The organism is Paraburkholderia sp. RL17-380-BIE-A (assembly GCF_046028085.1).
In the GTDB taxonomy this organism is placed as follows: domain Bacteria; phylum Pseudomonadota; class Gammaproteobacteria; order Burkholderiales; family Burkholderiaceae; genus Paraburkholderia.
This window is the reverse complement of the sequence record NZ_JARESQ010000006.1, coordinates 302,524-323,360: the sequence shown is the minus strand read 5'-3', so window position 1 is coordinate 323,360 and position 20,837 is coordinate 302,524. Positions and strand designations below refer to the sequence as shown.

The window sequence follows — 20,837 nt, the reverse complement described above, 5'->3', positions numbered from 1 at the left end:
CGTCGCTTGATAAATTTTCAATGGAGAAAAGCTTCCGGTTGCCTCATGGTCTGCAGTCGCCCGATTACGTGTCAGACGCATTACTCAGGTACGCATAGCCGCCGTAGTCCCCGTACTGCGCGGAGCGCAGACTTGGTTTGAAGCCGTTAAACACAATCCCGGTGATTTTTGCTCCAACGCGCTCGATTCGTTTGGCGGACTCGAGAAGCTCGCCACTGCTGGTCATGCCCGAACGCGCTGCCAGAAGAACAATTCCGGCGAAGGGCGCGAAGATAGTGGCGTCGGTGACTGGAAGGACGGGCGGTGAATCCAGTAGAACAATGTCGTATCGCTTGGACACGTCCGCGAGGAGATTAGCTATGCCACCCGACGACAGTAGTTCGACCGGCTGCGCCAGTAGCGGACCCGTCGCAAGGAAGTCCACGTTCGGCGAAACATCTTTGATGACGGCCGCATCCAGTGACATGTCGCCGCGAAGCACATTGGAGAGACCGACTTTTCCGGACACGTCGAACTCGGCAGCCAGATGGCCGCGGCGAAGATCCACGTCCATCAGAAGCACGCGCTTCTTGGACATCCCCAGCAGAGTGGCCAGATTTGCGGATGTGAACGACTTGCCGATCCCGACCGAGGGCCCGGTCATCAGGATGACGTTGTTCTTCGGGTTCTCCAGCAGGGCGAATTGCAACGCGGTGCAGAGACTTCGAATGGCTTCGACGGCCGGTTCCTGCGGCCGCGCCAGTGCGAGAATCGACGGACCGCGACGGCCACCGCGTTCCCGGACTCGCGTCAATTGACGTTGGGTATCGCTCAGCGGAATAGTCGCAATGACGTCAAGAGACAGATCACGTTCGATATCCATAGGATCAGTCAGACCGCCGAACAGCGTTGAACGGACCAAAGCGAATCCGATTCCACCGAACAACCCGATGACGGCTGCCAGAACGATGACCAGGGCTCTCTTCGGTTTCGTCGGTTTGTCGGCGACTAGTGCATGGTCGATCACACGTACATTGCCGATCTTGCTTGCTGTGGCGAGTTGCAGTTGTTGAACGCTGTTGAGCAAGCCGACGTAGAGACTCGTTTGCACGGTCACATCTCGATTCAGTCGGACAATATTCTGCTGATCGTCGGGAAGTCGCTGGATCGACTCGTTGAAGTTGTCGATATGCGCGCGCGCGGCGGCAATCTGTTGATCCAAGGCAAGCACAGCGGGATATTGCGCGCTGTACATCGTTGCGAGCTCTTTCCGTTTCTGCTCGAGCTGGAACAGACTGGACTGCGCCTCGACAGCCTGTCCCAACACGGCCTTTGCCTGCTCGCTGAGGTCCACGACCTTGTGGCGGTTCTGATAAGCATTGAGCCGATCCTCAGCGAGTCTCAGGCTATGCTCTACCTCCGGAAGTTGACTCTTCAGGAAGACAAGCGACTTCTCGGCTGCTGCCGCCTTTCGGTCGGCGTTTTGGGTGACGTAGTTTTCGGCGATCTTGTTCAGAACTGCAGCCGCGCGCGCGGGATTCTGATCGTCATAGGTCACGCCAATCACGCCGGATTGATCCTTGCCCATCTCCGTAATCACCAGATCTTTTCGCAGTTGCTCCAGGACCTGAATTCGGGAATAGCGTTTCAGCTCGAACTTTGCGTTCTCTCTGCTGCTCAGTTGCGACACCAGCAGCTTGACCGCCCCGGATGGCGTGTTCGCTACCAATGGGACGCCGACCTCACCGGTGACATCGGTGTCGAGGTCGCTGCCCGAGAGTCGATAGCGGTTGTTACCCAGTGCGGTGACGGAAAACTTGTCTTCTTCAAACTCACCAGGTACGTCGAATTGATCGACGATGATATTTTCCGAGCCCCATGCGTATCCGCCTATGCCGAAAATTCCCGGTTGCGACAGCGAGCTTCTGTGCTTCGCAACGAATGCCCCAAATAGCGGAAAGTATTTGGGCTTGGCGTCGATGTAAAGGCGCAACTCGTCGACCATTTTCGCCGTGACAAGTCGCGAGTCGAGGATCTGCATTTCCCCATCATCGGTCGATTTTATGTCGAAAAGAGACGTCAAACCGCTCATCAGATTACCGGCTGCCGCGCCCGCGATATCGGAGTTGTCTTCAACCTGAACCGTGATATCGCCGCGATAGATCGGCGTCGCGAGGAACGCGTACGTCACGCCGAAGACAAGGCATACGATAGTGACCGCAGCTATCAACTTCTTATTCTTGAAAATGACATCAATAAGTGCACGAATGTCAATTTCGTCCTCGTCGCGGGAAAATTGATTTTTCATTTTTTTGTGAACTCGTATTTCAGCGGTTTATTGGCATGACTCACCAACTCATCATGTTATGTACGCGAACCCCGGGACAGATCCGCAATGCGTTTTGTCCAGTCCCGAACACCTCGTTCGATTAGGGCCATTGCCTGATCGTAGATGCGCGCCGAGCGGCCAAAAGGATCCGGTATATCGGCGTGCTCCGCCTCTGCCAGTCGGTAGACGCGTCCGCGAGTGGTCGGGTAGAACGTTTCGATTGCCTGCTTCTGAGTCAACTCCATGACCAGGATCAGGTCAGCCGCGCCACACACTCGCTCGTTGAGACGCCGGGCCGCGTGAGATGACATGTCGATCCCTCGAACCGACAGCATGTCGCGCGCAAAGCTGTCGATCGGTGCGCCTTTGGCAGCGGAAAGACCGGCTGAAGTCACTTCGACGTCGGACAATTCCCGCTGCAAAAGCCCTTGCGCCATGGGACTGCGGCAGAGATTGCCTTCACAGACTATGAGTACCGTATCGATCATTTCGTCACAATCGCCGTAGTTAGACCAGCATTGATGGCGGGAAGAAGCAGACTCAATACGCGGCTGAAACGCACGAGGCCGTTGCCGTCGACGTACACCACGTCTTTCGGTTGCAATTCGAATTGATTGGCCAGGATCATTGATACCGGCGAGTGGGCGTCGAGATGGAATACCTCGGCCTGTGATTCTGTCGACCCGCGTATCACATAGAGTTGGGCCGCGTCCGCGCTGGCGGTATTCAGGCTTCCGGCTTGCGAAAGCGCATCGCTCAATGTGAGCTTGCCGCTCTTCATTGGTAGCGCGGTGATCGGCTTATTGACTTCGCCCATGACGAACACACCGTTGTCGTCGCGCGATACGACTCTCAGCAGATCGCCGTTCTTGAGCAGGATATTGGATGGGTTCTGATCGCTCTCGAGCATCTTTGAAAGGTTCAGACGATGTGAAACGCCATTGCGAACCAGAACCATCCGGCTTTGGTCGGCGGTCGTGCTAAAGCCACCGGCACGATTGATCGCCTCGTAGAGCGTCAACGGAATGTCGTTGACCGGCACAGCGCCGGGCGTCCTGACTTCGCCGTCCACATAAATCTGCTTGGCGCGAAACGATGTGACTCGAACGGTGAGTTGCGGCTTGATGAAAACCTTCGACAACTCTGCATACACTGCTTGCTGAGCCTGTTCGACACGGAGACCCGATACATGAATCGAGCCTGCATACGGAAATTGTATGTTGCCGCTGTTGTCGACCACAAAGCCTTGGGCAGGATCGAACGGTCGGGCATTGTTCTGGTTTTGCGTGCCCAATGCGGCTGCGAGTTCGGGATGGTCCCAGACGGTAATCTGCAGTACATCGCCTGGGCCGAGCGTATAAGGTCCGGACAGTCCAGACAATTCGCGCGTTTGATCCGTGCTCGTCTGATCGGCGGTCTCGCGCAGCTTCTTGATTAGTGCGGTGTTAATGTCGACGATCGGAATTTGCAGATCCGCTTGAGCGCCTTGCGCGTCGCTGTTTCCCGTCGGCAAGGTTGCGGATGTCGGCATCCGCATACCAGGCGCGGCTGCACATGCCACGAGTCCGTAGCAGAGTGCAACACATAAAAGTCCGCGTGCGTGCCGTCGATATTGACGCGCGGCACCGTGTTCAGGAGTTGTTTTCGAATGTCCCATAAGATAGACCCTCGTATCGTTCATTTCTTTTTTAGGTAAGCTGGTCGGAGTCGTCGATGTGTCAACCGATTGAGTCATCAAGACGCGCTAGCCGTTGTTATAGTTTTTTGCTCCGCGGAAACCTGTTCAAATTCCCTCAATACGCGTTGCGGTGCATAAATCCGCGTACCACGGTTGCCAGTACGATTTTCATGTCCAGTCCGAAGGACCAGTTCCTCAGGTAGTACAAGTCATGCTCGACTCGCTTCTGCATCTTCTCGACGCGGTCGGTTTCTCCTCGAAAGCCGTTCACTTGCGCCCATCCGGTGATTCCAGGTTTGATCCGGTACCGGTGGATGTATCCGTCGACGATGGTCCGGTAGAGTTCGTCGTGTTCAATGGCATGCGGGCGCGGCCCGACCACCGACATGTCGCCTCTCAGCACGTTCAGGAATTGCGGTAATTCATCCAGACTTGTGCGACGCAGGAAAGCGCCTACTCGGGTAATCCGTGGGTCGTTGCGTGACGCCTGTTTGATGACGCCGGGCTCGGCGGCGTGGGCTCGCATCGTCCGAAACTTGTAGATCGTGAATACGCGTCCATCGGCTCCCTTTCTCTTTTGCCCGAAGAAGATCGGACCGGGTGAGGACAGCTTGACTGCGACTGCAACGGAAACCATCAGAGGGGCCACGCAGACCAGCGCCGCGATCGCAAATACCCGATCGAAAATATCTTTCTTCAGTAAGGCGTGCGACGACAAAGGCGACGCGACGAGATTGATGGCCGGCACGCCGATGAGGTCGATGACGCTGCTGTCGAACAAGGCCAGGCTGCTCACATCCGGGAGGAAACGAATGTTGACCAGGTCGTCACGGAATTCGTGCAGACAGCGCGAGATCATGCTTTCCTCTGACAGAGGCAGTGCAAGCCAGATCTCCTGGAGATTCTCGGCCCGAACGAATTCGGAGAAATCGCGGAAATCATCGAACAGTGGTGTGTTCGAGGCGGAACGTTCTTCACCCGGATGCACGTCGAATGCGGCGGTTACCCGAAAACCACTGGTACGGGCTGCCTGGATGCTACGCACCACTTGTTGGCAATGTGATCCGCGGCCAACAACCGCAACGCTGCGCAAATTCAGACCTGCATTGCGGACGCGCCGCAGCAGTGCATACGTCAACGATCGCGAGACGATCAGCGCTGCACCCGTCGTGCCCGTCCAGTAGGCGAACCAAAGTCGCGAGATGAAATCGGTCCGATGCAGCGAGAACATGAGAACCAGCCCGCAACCTTGCACGACTAGCCACGCGAGACTGATCTGACCGATCAGGCGAAGCATGGAGCGGCCTCGCCACGATTGATATACGCCGAACACTGGAAAGAGCGCCAGCGCGAAGGCCGCGGCAAATGCGATGAAACCAGTGTCTATGTGAGCCGCTGTCAGATCGTCGAAGCGAATCCGCGAAGCTGAAACAGCACCACCGACGATCAACGAGATGTCGAGGACTCGCGCGAGCAATCCATGGACGCCCGCCGACTTCTTGCTCTCATGTGCAATTGATGTAGCGTTCATGCTATGGGCCGTGTCCTATACATTTTCCTGGCGCACGTCGCGCACCCGGAATAATCCATCTCATGACAAGATGGATTTTGTTTTTTAGCATTCCTCTTTTACGAGAGCTCAGCCTGTCGACGAAGCCGAGGTCTTACTGATTCCGGAGGGGATGGTTGAGCTGCTGGCTGATCGGCCACACAACGACTTTCAGCAGCGCCGATGCTTTGCGCGGTCGCGCAAAATGCCGTCGCTCATTGGCCGAAAGTGTGCTGCCGCGCCCGGTGCGTTCCCGTGGCGTGAGTTGCCACGAGACTGGCCCACCCCGAGCCAGACTGAGCTATTGAAAGAGATACTCATTTGCTTTCCCCGTTTTCTGTTGCCTGCGTCTTTTGCGCAGCGATAGGGTTAAAGCAGTAAATATGCCAGGATGAAAATTGAGGACGTAAAGTTTGCCATCTCGTTGCAGAATCAAGCCTGACAAGGGCTTCACGCTTGCGCGCGATCGTCCGCAGCGGTCAATCACACAGGTTTCGCGGCGCCGTAACGTAACGGCGTGCCGTAACGTCCTGCTTCTGGATTTCCTGTGAAGTGGCTGTACGAAGCCGGCAGGGCTGCCGGCAATCAGTGGTGTGATTGAAAGTCGAGAGACGCCACCGTGTGGCGTCTGACGCATTACTTGGTGGTCGTACCAGTCCCGCCCGTGCCACCCGTGGCGCCGTTGCTGCCACTGCCAGCAATCGGTGAAGCCGCGCCCGCCGAGACAGCTGCTGCAGCGAGAGACGCTGCCGGCTGGCCGTCGCTGGTGATCGCGCCGGCCGCCCGCAACGTCTCGAGGTCGGCGTCGGCGCCCGGTTGTCCTGGTATAAATGAAACGGTGAGGAACGACGAAGATGAGAGCGTGATGCCGTACATCGTCTTCAGTAGTTGAGCGACACCGGCCTGAGCGTTCGCAATGATAGTTGGATTAGTCAGTGCGGACTGGTACGAGGCATTTGAGGTGATGCCGGCAAGCAACCCGTCGACGGTCGTTCCGAGCTGACCCGCGAGATAGCTCAAGAGCAATTGGGTGAGCGGTGTCACATTGTAGGTGCCGGTACCGGCAGCAAAGGAGTGGATGGTGACCGCGCCGCTCGACGCAGTGATGGCACAGGGACCGTCGAAATTGAACGCTGCCGAATACGCACCGTTTGCATTAGCAGCGGCGCTGCCTGAGCCATTCTTGCAAGCCAACTGGATACTCGCGTTCGCCAACGGTGCGCCGATAGCAGCGGTGCCGCTAACCGAGCCTAGTGCAGGGTTGCCTCCGCCGCCGCAAGCGGTCAGTGCCACGGCTGCCAGAAAAATAGATCCGAACTGAAGGATACGCGACGTTGCAGTGTCTAGAACTTTCATTTTTCTCTCCAAGGTGGAAATCACTTACGATTAACTGGCAATGGCACCTGCATTTCACCTGCGCCTGCGCACTACTCTTATCTGTCATGCAAAAGCGCAGCTTTAGAATCCCACGCGCGCCCTGTCGCTCTGGGAGTCGGGTCGATTCGCTTTGTCATCCGGGTTCGCGTAGCGGAGATAGGCATCGCGCATTCTGTAGAGCTGGGTGGAGAAATACTCACCACTAAACCGCCCTTGATTCAACAGATATTGCTGGGTGCTGTACGGGAAGCTCATGTTCTGCGCCGCGTCCGGCGTCAGGTAATTTGTCGAGCCCACGCGTGAGCGGAAATCGAGCGCAAACTGCTCCGAGCCGTACACTTGGGTGATACCTGGCTTCATGCCTTGACGCAGGGTCAACGGGAAACTGACTGACGCGCCAACGAAGCTGCCCTGACCGCTATGTTCTCCATGCACGCTGACTGATACGTCGTCGAACCATCGAGTGACGGCAATCAAAGGGCCTTTATCGCCGCCGACGTAGCGTGCTACACCCGCTTCAACCCATAGGTTCCAAGCTGGTTGGACCCATCGATACGTGAGCATCGCGTTCTTTTCGCTTGGCAGCGTGTCATGCCCGGGTTCGTGATGCAGATAGGCGAGCCGAAGGCGAACCAGATCAGGGCGGCCAGGGACGAACAGCGTCGTCTCGTTCTGAACGCCGATGTAATCGAAATCGAATTTCCCAATGGCCGCAACGTTAAGGACCCGCGGCGCAATCCAGAAGCTCTGGCCCAACGCCACTGTCGATAGGCCGCCGCGTAAGCGGTAGTCGCTGAAGACGCGGCCGCTGTCCATGTTTTTCGTGTTGTACAGCGGCGCGATATAACTCGCATAGAACTCCGCGCCACGCCATAGCGGCACGAAGCCTTCTATATTGGCACCTAGAGAGAGATCGAAATTGCCGTACTCCGTGCCGTACAGGTAGCTCGCAATGGGCTCGATCTGGATGCGCGTCAGTCCATGTTTGCGTTCGTCGCCGTGCCAGGCGATGGAGTCGGCGTCGTAGGTTGGACGCGTGCGCATCGTCATCGATCCGCTTGCAGCAGTGGGTGCTGCGCCCTTGATGAAGTGTGCGAACGCTTCCCGGTCCACGGCCAATTCACCCAGCGGTTCATTTGCTTTCTTGATGACCACACGAATTTTATCGGTTCCACGTGGCGCATTGATACTGGCGACGCCGAGGACAATGCCGAGCGCGTCCGCCTCGTTCTGGTTATAACGATGGTTTTCGTATTCGATTGCCAGATCACGCCCCGCCATACCCACGCGCACCCGTTCGAGGCCCGCGGCAAAAAGCTGGGTTGCGATTGCGTCGAGCGCCGAGGTGTCCAGTGAGTCGGAGAACGTATCGATCTGCTTCTGCGGCGGGGCGGTCGATGCGTCGCTTAACAGCGCGGACGCATAAGTCTGCAACGGCAGCACATAGGCGATCGGCGCTGCAGCAAGGGAGGGTGCTGTGTCGGCAATGTGCAGACTGACAGGCCTGAGCGTGTCGCGTCGAATGATCTCTTCGTCAGTAATGTCCGACACAGTATCGCTAGCGGACGTCGGCTGTTTTTCGCAAAGACCGTCGCCGCAACGCGCTGCGTCGAAGCGCCTGCCGAGAGGTATCTGCACAGCAATCGCAATCGACGTGCGTGGCGACGCGCCGTCCGTGGAGCGCAGTGATCGTGTCACCGTTCCGATCAGGCTTGCGTCCGCTAGCCAGCTAATGCGCGGCGATTGATAGCGCAAACCTGCATACGGTGTCTTTGCGTCATCTTCAGCAAGGAGCGAGAAGCCGGTCTTCCAGATCGACAGCTGGATGCCGCCGAACAACCCGTCGAGCCTGTCACCCTGGCCGTAGCCTAAGGTTAATGTCGCCGGCCCGAATGCTTGCGACGCGACACCATACTTTGAGCGGAAATAATGCGTCCGGCCGCCGACGTCGGTCGCGCCGAAAGCGATGGACGGCTGATATCTAAAGAAGCGAGGTACTTCTACTTTTATTTCGGCTGTCAAATGCCGGAGAATCGTGTGCTCTCCGTTGGTAAATACCGCGCCCCCGTTTGTCGGATAGTTCGCCAATCCCCCCGACATTTCCACGTACGGGAAGATGCCAAAGGCCGCCCAATAGATCTGCGAACCAGTTGCCCGCTTGCCATACCGCGGATCGACGTAATCGTTATATTGTGCCTCCGCCATGCCGTTGGGCAGCGCGAAAGCGTAGGGAATAACCAATCCTCCGGCCTGTCCCAGCGAGTTCAGCGCAGGCTCACTCGCCTGCGCCGACGCCGCAAATGACAATGCTGCTGCGAACGCAAAAGCATGCGGAGAAGAACGGAGGCCCTGCGAGCGCTGCGCGCGGGTCATTCGGCGCATTGCGCACGTTGCCCCTGGTTAGTACCATTCAGACCTCCTGCTTTTATATGCCACGCAAAATTCGCCCTGTTCATTCTATTCCCCGTGTTGGTCTCTCGCGCCAAACGTTCTTATTGGTCCGCTCAACTTGTGTTTGCCTGAGCAGTTCTCGTCTCTCTTGCTACAGCAATCGCACTTTTCGCAAATACAAAACCACACGCGTGCGCGAAGAAGCGCGGAATTGCACGCAATCTGGGATTCGCCCGATAGGACAAAAAGGTCTGTGGCCAACCAGCCTGGAGAGGCGATTGGGGAAATGTACTGTCCACCGTGTGTGCCCGCTGCGTTGCGCCGTTGCGCGCCAGATAATCTAAAGCAGCAAGCGTGCCAATTGATGCGTTGAGGTGGAGCGGATTTGATGTGATCGGAGAGAGTCCTTGTCGGACAAGGCCTTGACGGTATTCGAGGAGCTTCCGCAAGCGATGCGAGCAGATCGCAAACTTACTGGTTTGCGGACTCGTAACGTTACGTAGGCCGTAACGGTTTGCTGCGGCCGGGAACAGCGAAAGGGAGTTGGCGAGCGTTATCTCTAGTGCGCCGATCCGAGCGCTTCAATTGCACACTATCGCGGTATCCAGGGCGTACGAATTTGGGTATCCTTGGGCCGTTTTTTTTTGGTGGCGTTTTCTGCCTCGAACCTATCGGGTTCTCTACGCAATCGATGGATCCGCAACGGCTAACTCAACAAATCAGAACGTCGATTTTTTTCAGTTGAACGTGCAATGGACGCAGGGTCCTCACGCAGCCCGCCTCGCTCATCCCGACACCCGCGCAAGTTTCGCAAACACCCCATTCCTCCCGATCCACTCCGCGTACTCCCGGTACGCCGGATCATTCATCAAGTGTTTTTCTTCTGTTTTGGCGCGCAGGAAGTAAAGCAGATTCACCGCAAGCAACGCCGCACAATGCGTCACCGCAACCTTCCACCCCATCGGTTCGACAAACGGCACCGTCACCATCCAGTAAGACAGATTCTTAGCGATATAAGCCGGATGCTTGGTGAACCGATAAGGCCCTGAAGTGATGATCCCGCGATTAGTCAGATTCGAAAACCGCAAGCCAAAAGAAATAGTCGCCAGCGCATAACACAGCAGCAAAGCAATGATGACAGCACCCCAGACTACCCGCACAACAGGCATCGAATTAAGCCAACTATCCCAGAAGACTGAGCCTTCGTAGCGGATGTACTGGTTGGAAATCAGCGACCAGAACGGCTGATAACAGATCAGTGCAACGAGCCAACCCAACGTGGTCGGCTCAGCGCTGCGCACGTGACTATCAAGAATGCGCAATGTACACAGGTAACCCACCGTGCCGAACATCAGATCCATCGCAAACGACAGGTCGTACATAAACCGGAAAGTCGCAAGCGAAAACGGCGCATTCAGCGCGGTCGTCAACGACGCATTCAGATGGTCCGCATTAGTCGACAGGTAGACGATCATCAGCGGAAGGAAGAACGCCTTCACCATCCACCCGGCCAGCATCTCTCTGACAGGGCGCCAGTTCGCCGGCCGCACGCCGCGAAATAAGAAGCGCGCCCATAGCAGGTACGCGTCGTCGGTTTCGCGCTGATGCCGGTCCATCCACGCAAAGTAGAAGGGCGCCGCGATGAGTACATACGGTGCTAGCGTACCGAGCAGCGACCAGAACGGGTTATAGAAGGCGCCGTGATACTCGGGCAGCAGCCAGTAAAGCGCGCCGATGCCCGCGTACACCGAGGCCAGCGCCGCGAGGCGCAATTCCACGCGCACGATGCTCAGCGGCCGCACCGCGCGACTCGCGAGGCCGGCGCTCGGGCGCAAATAGACTCGCGCGACGAATAGCTCGTAGATTGCGATGGTCGCGATGATCGCCAGACATGCAACGGTGCTACGCGTCGCGCCATCGATCGAACCGCTGTCGCGTAGCAACCAGAGCGTGAGCAATCCGACGCCGATCCCGAGCAAGCCGATCGAAAACGGCGTCGCCGAGCGCGGCCGCGGGTCGTGCGTGCGCGCGACCGTATTGAAGGTGGAGTTCATGTCATCCCTCGTAGTCATGACATTGATGGCGGCCGGGCTGTTGGTTTTTTTGCGCCCGGCCGCTGAGCTTGCGTAATGCTTATTTGCCGGCTGTCGCCACACCGCCGAGCAATCCGCCGACGAGGTTCGTCACCGGCGCAAGCGGGTTCTTGCTGGTCGAGCCGCTGCTGCCTGTGCCGCTCGCTGAGCCGCCGGTCAATCCGCTGACAAGACCCGTGAGCGGATTGGCGGGCGTGCTTCCTTGCGAGGCGCCATTGAGTGCGCCCGTCACGCCGCTCGTCAACGAGCCGACCAGAGTGACGACGGGCGCGAGCGGACTGCTCGTGCCGGTCGTCCCACCCAATGAGCCAACCTTGCCGAGGAGCCCTGTGACGGGTGCCAGCAGACCGGCAGCGCCGCCTGTGCCGCTGGAACCTCCGGTAGCGCCGCCCAACGATCCGAGGTTGCCGATCAGACCCGTCAACGGCGGAATGGAGACGCCGCCCGAACCGCCAGTGCCGCCGAGTCCGCCGAGCGGCCCGAGCAAACCCGTGATCGGCGCGAGCGGATTGGTGGTCGCGCCAGTGAGCAATCCGCCCGCACTCGTGACGGTGTTACCCAATTGGCTCACGATTCCGCCGACATCTTTGCCGACCTGATCACCCGTGGCTCCCGACACTTTTACCCCGGCCGCATTGAGTCCGTTGCCGAGCGTGCCAAGCAGCTTGTCCAGCGGCGTGCCGAGGCCCGTCGCGTTGCCGATGGTCTGCGTCGTGTTGGAGACGGCTAGGGTGATCGGGTTGATCGCGGAACTGAGTCCGGTCTCGAGTTGCTGGACCGGCGCGCTGGAGAGCGTGGTGTTCAATCCCGCTCCGACAGAGCCGACACCGCTGCCCACGCCATCGACAATGCTGCCGAGCGTCGAAGTCACCGGAGAAAGCGGCTTGAGCGGGCCGCTCGAGAGACTCGACACCGCACCGCCAAGTGCGGTGACGGCAGCACCGGCATTCGAGATGACGCCCGTGGTGGAGTTCAGCGTCGGACTGAGCGGATTGGCCGCGCTGCCCAGGGTGCCGAGGCCAGCGGCGGTGCCGTTACCCAGCACCTTCACGCCGTTGCCGAGGTCGGTGAGAGCGGTGCCGACGCCGGCGGTCGTTGCCCCGTTCACGCCAGGAATCGACGTGCCCGTGACCTTGGTGCCGGTATCGGCGACTGTGGTGCCGACTGCCGTGATGAGATTGCTAGCTTGGGTGACGACAGTGCCGATGGGGGTGGAAGAGGTACCGGAGGTGCCGGAGGTACCCGAGGTGCCGGAAGTGCCCGAGGTGCCGGAAGTGCCCGAGGTGCCGGACGTACCCGAGGTGCCGGACGTACCCGAGGTGCCGGACGTACCCGAGGTGCCGGACGTACCCGAGGTGCCGGACGTACCCGAGGTGCCGGACGTACCCGAGGTGCCCGAAGTACCCGAAGTACCCGAAGTACCCGAGGTGCCCGAAGTGCCCGAAGTGCCCGAAGTGCCCGAAGTGCCCGAAGTGCCCGAAGTACCCGAGGTCCCCGAAGTACCCGAAGTACCCGAAGTACCCGAGGTACCGGAAGTACCCGAGGTACCGGAAGTACCCGAGGTACCCGAAGTGCCCGAAGTGCCCGAAGTGCCCGAAGTGCCCGAAGTGCCCGAAGTGCCCGAAGTGCCCGAAGTGCCCGAAGTGCCCGAAGTGCCCGAAGTACCCGAAGTACCCGAAGTGCCCGAAGTACCGGAAGTACCGGAAGTACCGGAAGTACCGGAAGTACCCGAAGTACCCGAAGTACCCGAAGTACCCGACGTACCCGAAGTGCCAGACGTACCCGAAGTACCCGAGGAAGTGCCCGACGTGCCCCCCAGTCCGCCCCCACCGATACTTGGGGTATGAAGCGTCGATCCGCAACCGTAGAGCGCGAGTAATGTGGATGTCGCAACAGCGATGGCTGTCCGACCGGCAAGTTTCTTCATGATGTCCCCGTAGAACGACTGTTGATAGGGACATTCAAGCAAGATGTACGCCAAAGTCTGTTATGCTGCAATATTGTTATTTGAAAGAATATATATCGAACTATCGTGTAATTAATAAAATATAAACTGAAAAAACGGCCATTAATTCAACTCGGCAAAACCATGTTCCGCTTGCGTGCTACGTAACGCCGTAGCCCAACGTAACAGTGCAAACCTGCCGTCAATCGATCACGCAGCCAACGCTCACCACGTTCGAAATTCCCTTCGATACACCTGAAAAAAATCATACGGATACCTAAAACAATCAAAGCTGCCGCTGGCCAGAAGCAACGACCGTCGCCCACCCACCGCTACGCCCCCCGAATCAACATACAAAACTATCGAAAACTGTAAGGTCATTCCCAATCTTGATTGAGAATGATTCGCGTTTACGTTAGATTGGCGCCCTGTCCTTTGACAAAACGGAGCGAATCTATGGCTGAGGTGCTTGTCCGGCGAGAGCCTTCAACAGCGATGCCGATAGCGGTTCTCAGCGCCGCAGGCGCCTGTCCCACGGTCTCGCGCCGCACTCGCGCCCACCCGCGCCCGGTGAATTGGGAGAAGGGCACGCTGCTCGACGTGCTAATCGAGCACCGACCGATGCTCGTCAATCTGGCGCGCGGTTTCGTGGGTTGCGCGAGTCTCGCGGAAGACGTGGTGCACGACGTCTTCATCAAGCTGGTCGACTTTCCGGATCAGGACGCGGTGCGGCAACCGGTCGCCTACGTCACGCGCATGGTGCGCAACGCGTCGATCGACGCCTTTCGCCGCCAGAGCCTCGAAAACACCTATCACGCCGACGAAGACGACGGCCTGCACGTGCCATCACCGGAACCCTCGCCGGAAGCCGCGCTGCTCGTAAGGGACACGCTGCGGCACGTCTACAACGCGCTCGAGCAACTGCCGCCGCGCAGTCGCGCCGCATTCGAAATGGTGCGTCTGCGCGAAGAAACGCTGCAAAGCACGGCGCGCGCACTCGACGTCTCGCAGACGCTGGTGCATTTCATGGTGCGCGACGCGGAGAAGCATTGCGCTGATTGCCTCGACGCCTGCAATCGCGGCGAGGCGGGTCCCGCGTTTTGCAGTGGCCGCGCGCGTCGGCGGTAAAAAAGCGCGCACTCCAAACGTCAACTGAATAGAAGCGGTGCGCGCGCAACACGCGGACACCGCTGTGCCGGGGCATGCGAGCGCACTGTCCGGGCGCCTTCTGACCTTTCATCGACTGAGCCTTTCATCATGACGCAAGCACAGCAGACCTCCAGCACGGCAGCAGGCGAGGCGGACGACCTCGCCTACACGGTCGTCATCAACGACGAAGAGCAGTACTCGATCTGGCCGACATTCCGCGACGTGCCGGCCGGCTGGCGCGAAGTGGGCGTGAGTGGTCCGAAAGCCGAATGCCTCGCGCACATCGAGACGGTATGGACTGACATGCGTCCTGCCAGCTTGCGCCGCCACATGGACGGAACGGCGTAAAGCGCGCGCAGTGAAATCCGGCGGCCTCGGGCATGCTCCCGGCCACGCCGCTCCAGCAAAAGGATTCAGAGTATGACCATGCTTTCCATGCCGCTGCCCACGCTCGCCGATCTATCGATCGAGCCCGGTCTGCCGACTATCGTCTCGCCGCGCGCGGGCGCCGCAATTTCATTGGAGGAAGCGGCGCCGCTGCTGCGCGCGATAGTCGACGACACGCTTGAGCGCGCGGGCGGTGTTCTGTTCACCGGTTTCCACGTGGGCTCGATCGACGCGTTTCAACGTTTCGCGGGATCGTTCGGGCATCCGCTGATCGGCTATGAATTCGCCTCGACGCCGCGCAGCCAGGTGGAGGGCGCGGTTTACACGTCGACGGAATATCCGCCGCATCGCTCGATTCCTTTGCATAACGAACAGTCTTACACGCGCGAATGGCCGTTGCGTATCTGGTTTCACTGCGCGCTGGCTGCACGCTCAGGCGGCGCGACGCCGATCGCCGATAGCCGTGCGATCTACCGTGCGCTCGATCCGTCGCTAGTCGAGCGCTTTACGAAGCGTGAACTGCTCTATGTGCGCAATTTCGGGCAAGGGCTCGATCTGCCCTGGGAGCAGGCGTTCGGTTCGGACGACCCGCGCACGGTCGAGCAGATTTGCCGCGCGCGTGGCATCGAGTGCGAATGGCGCGATAGCGAAGACGGCGAACTGCTGCTGCGCACGCGCGAGCGTTGCCAGGCGGTAGCGCGTCATCCACGCACCGGCGAGCAAGTCTGGTTCAATCAGGCGAACCTGTTCCACCTTTCGTCGCTCGATGAAGACATGCAGGAGGCGTTGATCGACTCAGTCGGCCTGGAAAACGTGCCGCGCAACGTCTATTACGGCGACGGCGAACCGCTCGAAGCGGACGCACTGGCGGAGATCCGCGGCGTGCTCGACCAGCAACGTATCGTGTTTCCGTGGCTGACCGGCGACGTGCTGATGCTCGACAACATGCTCACCGCGCATGCTCGCGATCCGTTCGAAGGGCCACGCAAAGTCGTGGTGGCGATGTCAAGAAGCTATAGCGAAGCCGAAGGCGAAAAACGGATGGCTCCGCAATGACGAAATCGCAGGGCGTGGCGCTCGCGGCGCATTCGCTGACGGTCGGCTATCGCGATCACGCCGTGCTCCACGGTCTGAACCTGAACATCGCGGCCGGCCGCGTCACGGCGTTGTGCGGGCCGAACGGCTGCGGCAAAAGCACGCTGTTGCGCACGCTCGCCGGTTTGCAACCGGCCTTGTCCGGCAGTGTCGATGTCAACGGCGTGCCGCTCGCTTCGCACCGGCGCCGTGTACTCGCCCGCACGCTCACCATGCTCGCGCAGTTCAACCAGATTCCTTCGGGCCTCACCGTACGCGAGTTGGTCGCGTACGGCCGGTACGCGCACGGCGGCTGGCTGCGCGGACTGTCGCGCGCCGACCACGCGGCGATCGACGAAGCGCTCGCGACCAGCGGACTCGCGGCCGACGCCGCGCGTGACGTCGCCGCGCTCTCGGGCGGCGAAAGGCAACGCGCGTGGATCGCGATGGCGTTGGCACAGCAGGCGCCGATCGTGCTGCTCGACGAGCCGACTACGTATCTCGACATCCATCATCAACTGGACATTCTGCGCGAATTGCGCCGATTGAATCGAACGCGCGGCCTCACGATCGTGTGGGTGCTCCATGATCTCAACCAGGCCGCAGCCTATAGCGACGAAATCGTGCTGATGCGCGCCGGCCGCATCGTTGCGCAAGGGTCGCCCGATGCAATGCTCGACCCGCGCCACCTGAACGAAACCTTCAGTGTGCCGATGCTCAAGATCACGCATCCGCAAACGGGTGCGCCGATGTGCGTGCCGGCGTATGAAGGCGATGCATTGGATATCGCTAGTGCCTGCGCCTCGCTTCGTGAGGAAGCCACGAGCAAGGACCTCGCCGCATGACGACGCTGGCAGCGCGCAAACGCATGCGCCGCAATGCGCCGGCTCTCAACAGCTACCGTGCGCCCGTCAAAAGCCGCGTCACCACGATCGCCGCCGCACTAGTCGCGTTGATCGTCGTCGTGTCTGTGATGCGTATTACGCCCGGTTTTCGCGCATGGTTCTCCGCGCCGGCAGGCAGCGACGCCGCGCAGCTCGCCGGCATTCTGCTATTCGACCTGAGAGTGCCGCGCATTCTCGCGGCGCTGGTGGCAGGCGGCTGCCTTGCAGTGGCGGGCACGTTGTTCCAGTCGCTGACGCGCAATCCGCTGGCTTCGCCGGATCTTCTCGGCATTACCGGCGGCGCGCAGCTCGGCTTGCTCGCCGCGATGCTGGTGCCGTCGCTGGCCGGCGTGGCGTCCGTGCCGCTGCTGTTCGCGTGCGGTCTCGGCGCGGCAGCATGCGTGGCCGCGGCTGCGGGCGGCTGGCGCGCGACGCCGTTGCGGCTCGTTCTTGCCGGCAGCGTCTGCATGCTGCTGTTCTCCGCGTTGACAACGCTGATTCTTGCGTTCTTCGAGCAGAGCATCGTCGGCGTGTCGTTGTGGGCGAGCGGCAGTCTGTATCAACCTGGCGCGGCCGGGTTGAAGATCGCGGCAACCTGGCTCGTGTTGCCGCTGATCGCGTTGCCGTTCGTGCTTCGCCCGCTCGATCCGCTCGCCCTCGGCGACGATGCCGCCGCGGCGGCCGGCGTTCGCGTGGATGCCACGCGGCTCGCGGCGATGGTGGTGGCGGTGGGTTTCGCGAGCGTCGCGGTCAGTGTCGCCGGACCGCTCTCGTATGTTGGTCTGATCGCACCCAATCTGCTGCGGCAGATACGCGGCGCGAAGTCTTCGAGGCTGGCCGCGCTCGTACCCTTGTCCGCGCTGGTCGGCGGCGCGCTGGTGCTCGTTACCGATAGCGCCGTGCAGGCGCTCGATCTCGACGCGACCCTCTCGACCGGCGTCTCGATTGCCTTCGTCGGCACGCCTTTAATGCTGGCGATGATCCGGAGCGGCGCCGCGTGGTCGGGCGCGTTGCATGCCGGTCATGACCGCGCCGTCGCACGAACTGGCACGCGCCTCGTGCGCATGATTGATAGGTGGCCCTGGCCGCTGACGGCAAGCATATTGGCGCTGCTCGCTATCGCGATCGTGTGTGCGGGCGCTTCGTTCGGTCCAACGACGATCGGCGTGCAACGTTGGCTCGCTGCCTTCGATCACCGCGACGAGCTGGCGAGAATGCTGCTCGATCTGCGTCTGCCGCGCCTTATCTGCGCATTGCTGGCGGGGGCGCTGCTCGCCGCGAGCGGCGTACTGATGCAAAGCATCGTACGCAATCCGCTCGCCGGTCCGGAAGTGCTGGGCGTGACGCAAGGCGCGGGCCTTGCAACGCTCGCGGCGCTCGTCATGTGGCCGCTCGCGGCACATTCGACGCTGGCCGTCGCGTCGCTTGCGGGCGGCGGCATCACGTTGGCCTTGACCCTCGTGCTGAATCGCCGGCATTGCTATGCGCCGCTCGCGGTTGCGCTCACGGGTATCGTGATCGGCACGCTGTGGACGACACTGTCGCAATGGCTCATCACCCAGCAAAGCGTGCAGCCCGCGCGCTTCGTGGTGTGGCTGGTCGGTGGCACGTACGGGCGCAGTTGGGGCGAAGTGACGACGCTGCTGCCGTGGTGCGTGCTGGCCGTGCCGATGTTCGCGCTGCTCGCGCGTCCGCTCGATCTGCTCGCCTTGGGCGACGATCAGGCCGCCTCGCTCGGTTTGCCGATTGGCGTGCTGCGTCCGCTGGTGCTGACCGTGGCGACGCTCGCTGCGTGCGCGGCGGTGGCCGCGGTGGGGCCGGTTGGTTTCATCGGATTGATGGCGCCGCATCTGGCGTCGATGCTCGGCGCGCGTGCTCATCGCACGCGCTTATGGCTGGCTGCGGCGTGCGGCGCACTGGTGCTGGTCGTGGCCGATATCGCCGCGCGCACGCTGCTGGCACCGCGCGAAATTCCCGCGGGTGTGCTGACCGCATTGATCGGTGCGCCTTATCTGCTTGCGCTATTGATCGTGGAGGCGCGTCGCGAGAAGCGGGGCAAACGGTGATGCGGCAACCTGTGCACGACGAGCGAGCGCGCTGCTTTGCGCGCTTCGCGCCGGAGTCGATCGCGCATTATCTCGAGCATGTGTGGCTCGGTACGCCGAACGCGGTTGATGAACCCGCACTCGCCGTTGGCCCAACAGCAAGGCTGACTGTGATCCCTGTTAGCGAACTGGCCAACCATCGCGCGGAATTGCTCGATGCGATGGTCACGCTATACGGCGGCGAGCGCGAAACGCATGCACGCGCGTTGCTGTCGCAATGGACCAAGTACTACTTCGGTTTCACCGCGACCGCCGGATTCGTCGCGGCGGCGTTGCTGCGCAGGCCGCTCGTCATGTCGCCGGATAAAACGCATGTCGTGCTGCGCGACGGCCTTCCCATCGCCGCGTATTTCGCATGCGATGCACTGCAGCCCGTCGAATGTGAACCTGCTCGCCGATATGCGCCGCTCGTCGAGCACTTGAATGCGGTGATCGAGACACTGTGTGCGCTGACTCGAATCGCGCCGCGCGTTTTGTGGAGCAACGCAGGCAATCTGCTGGACTACCTGTTCGAACAGTGCGCGCCGCAATTCGATTTGAGCGACGACATGGCATGGCTGTTCGGTCCGCTCGGTACCAATGGCGAGGCCAATCCGCTGCGTTTGCCGGTGCGTCAGGCAAAGCCGCGCGCCGCCAGTCTGCCGAACCCGTTCAGCGCACGGCGTGTGTGCTGTGTACGTTATGAAATTCCCGGAGAGACGCAACTGTGCGGACGCTGCCCCCTGCTATTGACAATGAGCGATGCGGAGATCGCATTGCAGACCGCGTCAAGATGACGAGGGTGGCGTCATCGGCGCCCAAGCCACGTCATGCGAATAAAATCCCGCGTTTCAGGCAGCTTTGCGTGACCGCCGCTGTGGCGGCAACGTTGTTTTCCAACTCGTATGTGTTCGCACAAAGCACTAGCACTGCCGCGGCCGCAACGAAAACAGGCCTCGCAACTCGCGTGGCCAACCCGAAAACACCGCAGGAAGCCTGCACGCCGTTGGCCGACAATCCGATCGTTTCGCAATCGAGTCCGACGTTGCCCGCACAGCCAAAGCGTATCGTCGTGCTCGAATTCATGTTCGCCGAAGACCTCGCGGCAGTCGGCATCACGCCGGTCGGCATGGCCGATCCCGAGTATTACCCGGTGTGGATCGGCTACGACAACGCGCGCCTCGCGTCGGTGGCCGACATCGGCACACGGCAGGAGCCGAGCCTCGAAGCGATCGCAGCAGTCAAACCCGATCTGATCCTCGGCGTCGGTTTGCGCCATGCGCCGATCTTTGCGGCACTGGAACGCATCGCGCCGACCGTACTGTTCAAATACGGCCCGAACTTCACCGAAGACGGCGCCCACGTCACGCAACTCGATTGGAGCCGCAAGATTCTGCGCACCATCGGTTGCCTGACCGGACGCGAAGAGGCGGCGCGTGCCGTCGAGGCGAAGGTCGATGCCGGGTTCGCCCGCGACGCCCAGCGCCTTGCCGAAGCCGGCCGCCGTGGCGAACAGGTGGCCTGGTTGCAGGAATTGGGCTTGCCGGACCGCTACTGGGCGTTTACGGGCAACAGCACGGCGGCGGGTGTCGCGCAAGCGCTTGGACTCGATCCGTGGCCCGCCGAAGCGACACGCGAAGGCACTGCATACGTGAGTTCGGAAGATCTATTGAAGAAGCCGGCGCTGACCGTGCTGTTCGTCAGCGCGACTGGAAAAGATGTCCCGCTCGCCACCAAACTCGATTCGCCGATCTGGCGTTTCGTGCCGGCTCGAAGTTCGGGGCGCGTTGGGCTTGTCGAGCGCAATATCTGGGGATTTGGTGGACCGATGTCGGCGTTGCGGCTCGCCGATACGATGACGGACGTGCTGTTGTCCTTGCCGAAGCCCGCAGTAAAGAAGTAAGCGACCCGCGCTCCA

At 60.4% G+C, this 20,837-nt stretch carries 16 protein-coding genes; 8 read left to right on the top strand and 8 right to left on the bottom strand.

The annotated features are described in order from the left end of the window. Positions 1-64 precede the first annotated feature (64 nt). The 8 genes from P0D68_RS13020 to P0D68_RS12985 form a co-directional block, all read right to left on the bottom strand. Positions 65-2,287: a polysaccharide biosynthesis tyrosine autokinase gene (locus P0D68_RS13020; RefSeq protein ID WP_408294186.1), complete on the bottom strand. Its 2,223-nt coding sequence runs from the start codon at positions 2,285-2,287 to the stop codon at positions 65-67. Positions 2,288-2,343: 56 nt separating this feature from the next. After that, positions 2,344-2,796: a low molecular weight protein-tyrosine-phosphatase gene (locus tag P0D68_RS13015; RefSeq protein WP_408294183.1), complete on the bottom strand. Its 453-nt coding sequence runs from the start codon at positions 2,794-2,796 to the stop codon at positions 2,344-2,346. Beyond that, positions 2,793-3,965 carry a polysaccharide biosynthesis/export family protein gene (locus P0D68_RS13010; RefSeq protein ID WP_408294434.1) on the bottom strand — a complete coding sequence of 391 codons (1,173 nt, stop codon included), beginning with the start codon at positions 3,963-3,965 and terminating at the stop codon, positions 2,793-2,795. The genes P0D68_RS13015 and P0D68_RS13010 overlap by 4 nt, the downstream gene beginning before the upstream one ends. Positions 3,966-4,101: 136 nt before the next feature. Beyond that, complete coding sequence (locus P0D68_RS13005; RefSeq protein WP_408294180.1) at positions 4,102-5,517, bottom strand: undecaprenyl-phosphate glucose phosphotransferase; 1,416 nt, start codon at positions 5,515-5,517, stop codon at positions 4,102-4,104. 654 nt (positions 5,518-6,171) lie between these two features. Continuing rightward, positions 6,172-6,891, bottom strand: a complete 720-nt coding sequence (locus P0D68_RS13000; RefSeq protein WP_408294178.1) for a carboxypeptidase regulatory-like domain-containing protein — start codon at positions 6,889-6,891, stop codon at positions 6,172-6,174. Between the two features lie 102 nt (positions 6,892-6,993). Then, positions 6,994-9,285, bottom strand: coding sequence for a YjbH domain-containing protein (locus tag P0D68_RS12995; RefSeq protein WP_408294175.1), 2,292 nt, complete (start codon positions 9,283-9,285; stop codon positions 6,994-6,996). An 803-nt stretch (positions 9,286-10,088) separates the two neighbouring features. Beyond that, positions 10,089-11,357 carry an isoprenylcysteine carboxylmethyltransferase family protein gene (locus tag P0D68_RS12990; RefSeq protein ID WP_408294172.1) on the bottom strand — a complete coding sequence of 423 codons (1,269 nt, stop codon included), beginning with the start codon at positions 11,355-11,357 and terminating at the stop codon, positions 10,089-10,091. A gap of 79 nt (positions 11,358-11,436) precedes the next feature. Further along, positions 11,437-12,504 carry a collagen-like triple helix repeat-containing protein gene (locus P0D68_RS12985; RefSeq protein ID WP_408468490.1) on the bottom strand — a complete coding sequence of 356 codons (1,068 nt, stop codon included), beginning with the start codon at positions 12,502-12,504 and terminating at the stop codon, positions 11,437-11,439. Between P0D68_RS12985 and P0D68_RS12980 the strand changes: the two genes are divergently transcribed. The 8 genes from P0D68_RS12980 to P0D68_RS12945 all read left to right on the top strand — a co-directional run bounded on the left by P0D68_RS12980 (position 12,473) and on the right by P0D68_RS12945 (position 20,822). Next, complete coding sequence (locus P0D68_RS12980) at positions 12,473-13,243, top strand: hypothetical protein (protein ID WP_408468488.1); 771 nt, start codon at positions 12,473-12,475, stop codon at positions 13,241-13,243. The genes P0D68_RS12985 and P0D68_RS12980 overlap by 32 nt on opposite strands. Before the next feature lie 554 nt (positions 13,244-13,797). Beyond that, the gene (locus tag P0D68_RS12975) at positions 13,798-14,469 is read left to right on the top strand and encodes an RNA polymerase factor sigma-70 (RefSeq protein ID WP_408294167.1); all 672 of its coding nucleotides are present in this window, start codon (positions 13,798-13,800) and stop codon (positions 14,467-14,469) included. 129 nt (positions 14,470-14,598) lie between these two features. Further along, the gene (locus P0D68_RS12970; RefSeq protein ID WP_408294164.1) at positions 14,599-14,838 is read left to right on the top strand and encodes an MbtH family protein; all 240 of its coding nucleotides are present in this window, start codon (positions 14,599-14,601) and stop codon (positions 14,836-14,838) included. Between the two features lie 72 nt (positions 14,839-14,910). Next, positions 14,911-15,933, top strand: a complete 1,023-nt coding sequence (locus P0D68_RS12965; RefSeq protein ID WP_408294161.1) for a TauD/TfdA family dioxygenase — start codon at positions 14,911-14,913, stop codon at positions 15,931-15,933. Continuing rightward, positions 15,930-16,796, top strand: a complete 867-nt coding sequence (locus tag P0D68_RS12960; RefSeq protein ID WP_408294158.1) for an ABC transporter ATP-binding protein — start codon at positions 15,930-15,932, stop codon at positions 16,794-16,796. The genes P0D68_RS12965 and P0D68_RS12960 overlap by 4 nt, the downstream gene beginning before the upstream one ends. After that, positions 16,793-18,901 carry a Fe(3+)-hydroxamate ABC transporter permease FhuB gene (fhuB, locus tag P0D68_RS12955; RefSeq protein ID WP_408294155.1) on the top strand — a complete coding sequence of 703 codons (2,109 nt, stop codon included), beginning with the start codon at positions 16,793-16,795 and terminating at the stop codon, positions 18,899-18,901. Before P0D68_RS12960 ends, fhuB begins: the two co-directional genes overlap by 4 nt. Beyond that, complete coding sequence (gene fhuF, locus P0D68_RS12950; RefSeq protein ID WP_408187788.1) at positions 18,901-19,716, top strand: siderophore-iron reductase FhuF; 816 nt, start codon at positions 18,901-18,903, stop codon at positions 19,714-19,716. The genes fhuB and fhuF overlap by 1 nt, the downstream gene beginning before the upstream one ends. 68 nt (positions 19,717-19,784) lie before the next feature. Beyond that, positions 19,785-20,822 carry an ABC transporter substrate-binding protein gene (locus tag P0D68_RS12945; RefSeq protein WP_408294152.1) on the top strand — a complete coding sequence of 346 codons (1,038 nt, stop codon included), beginning with the start codon at positions 19,785-19,787 and terminating at the stop codon, positions 20,820-20,822. Positions 20,823-20,837 lie beyond the last annotated feature (15 nt).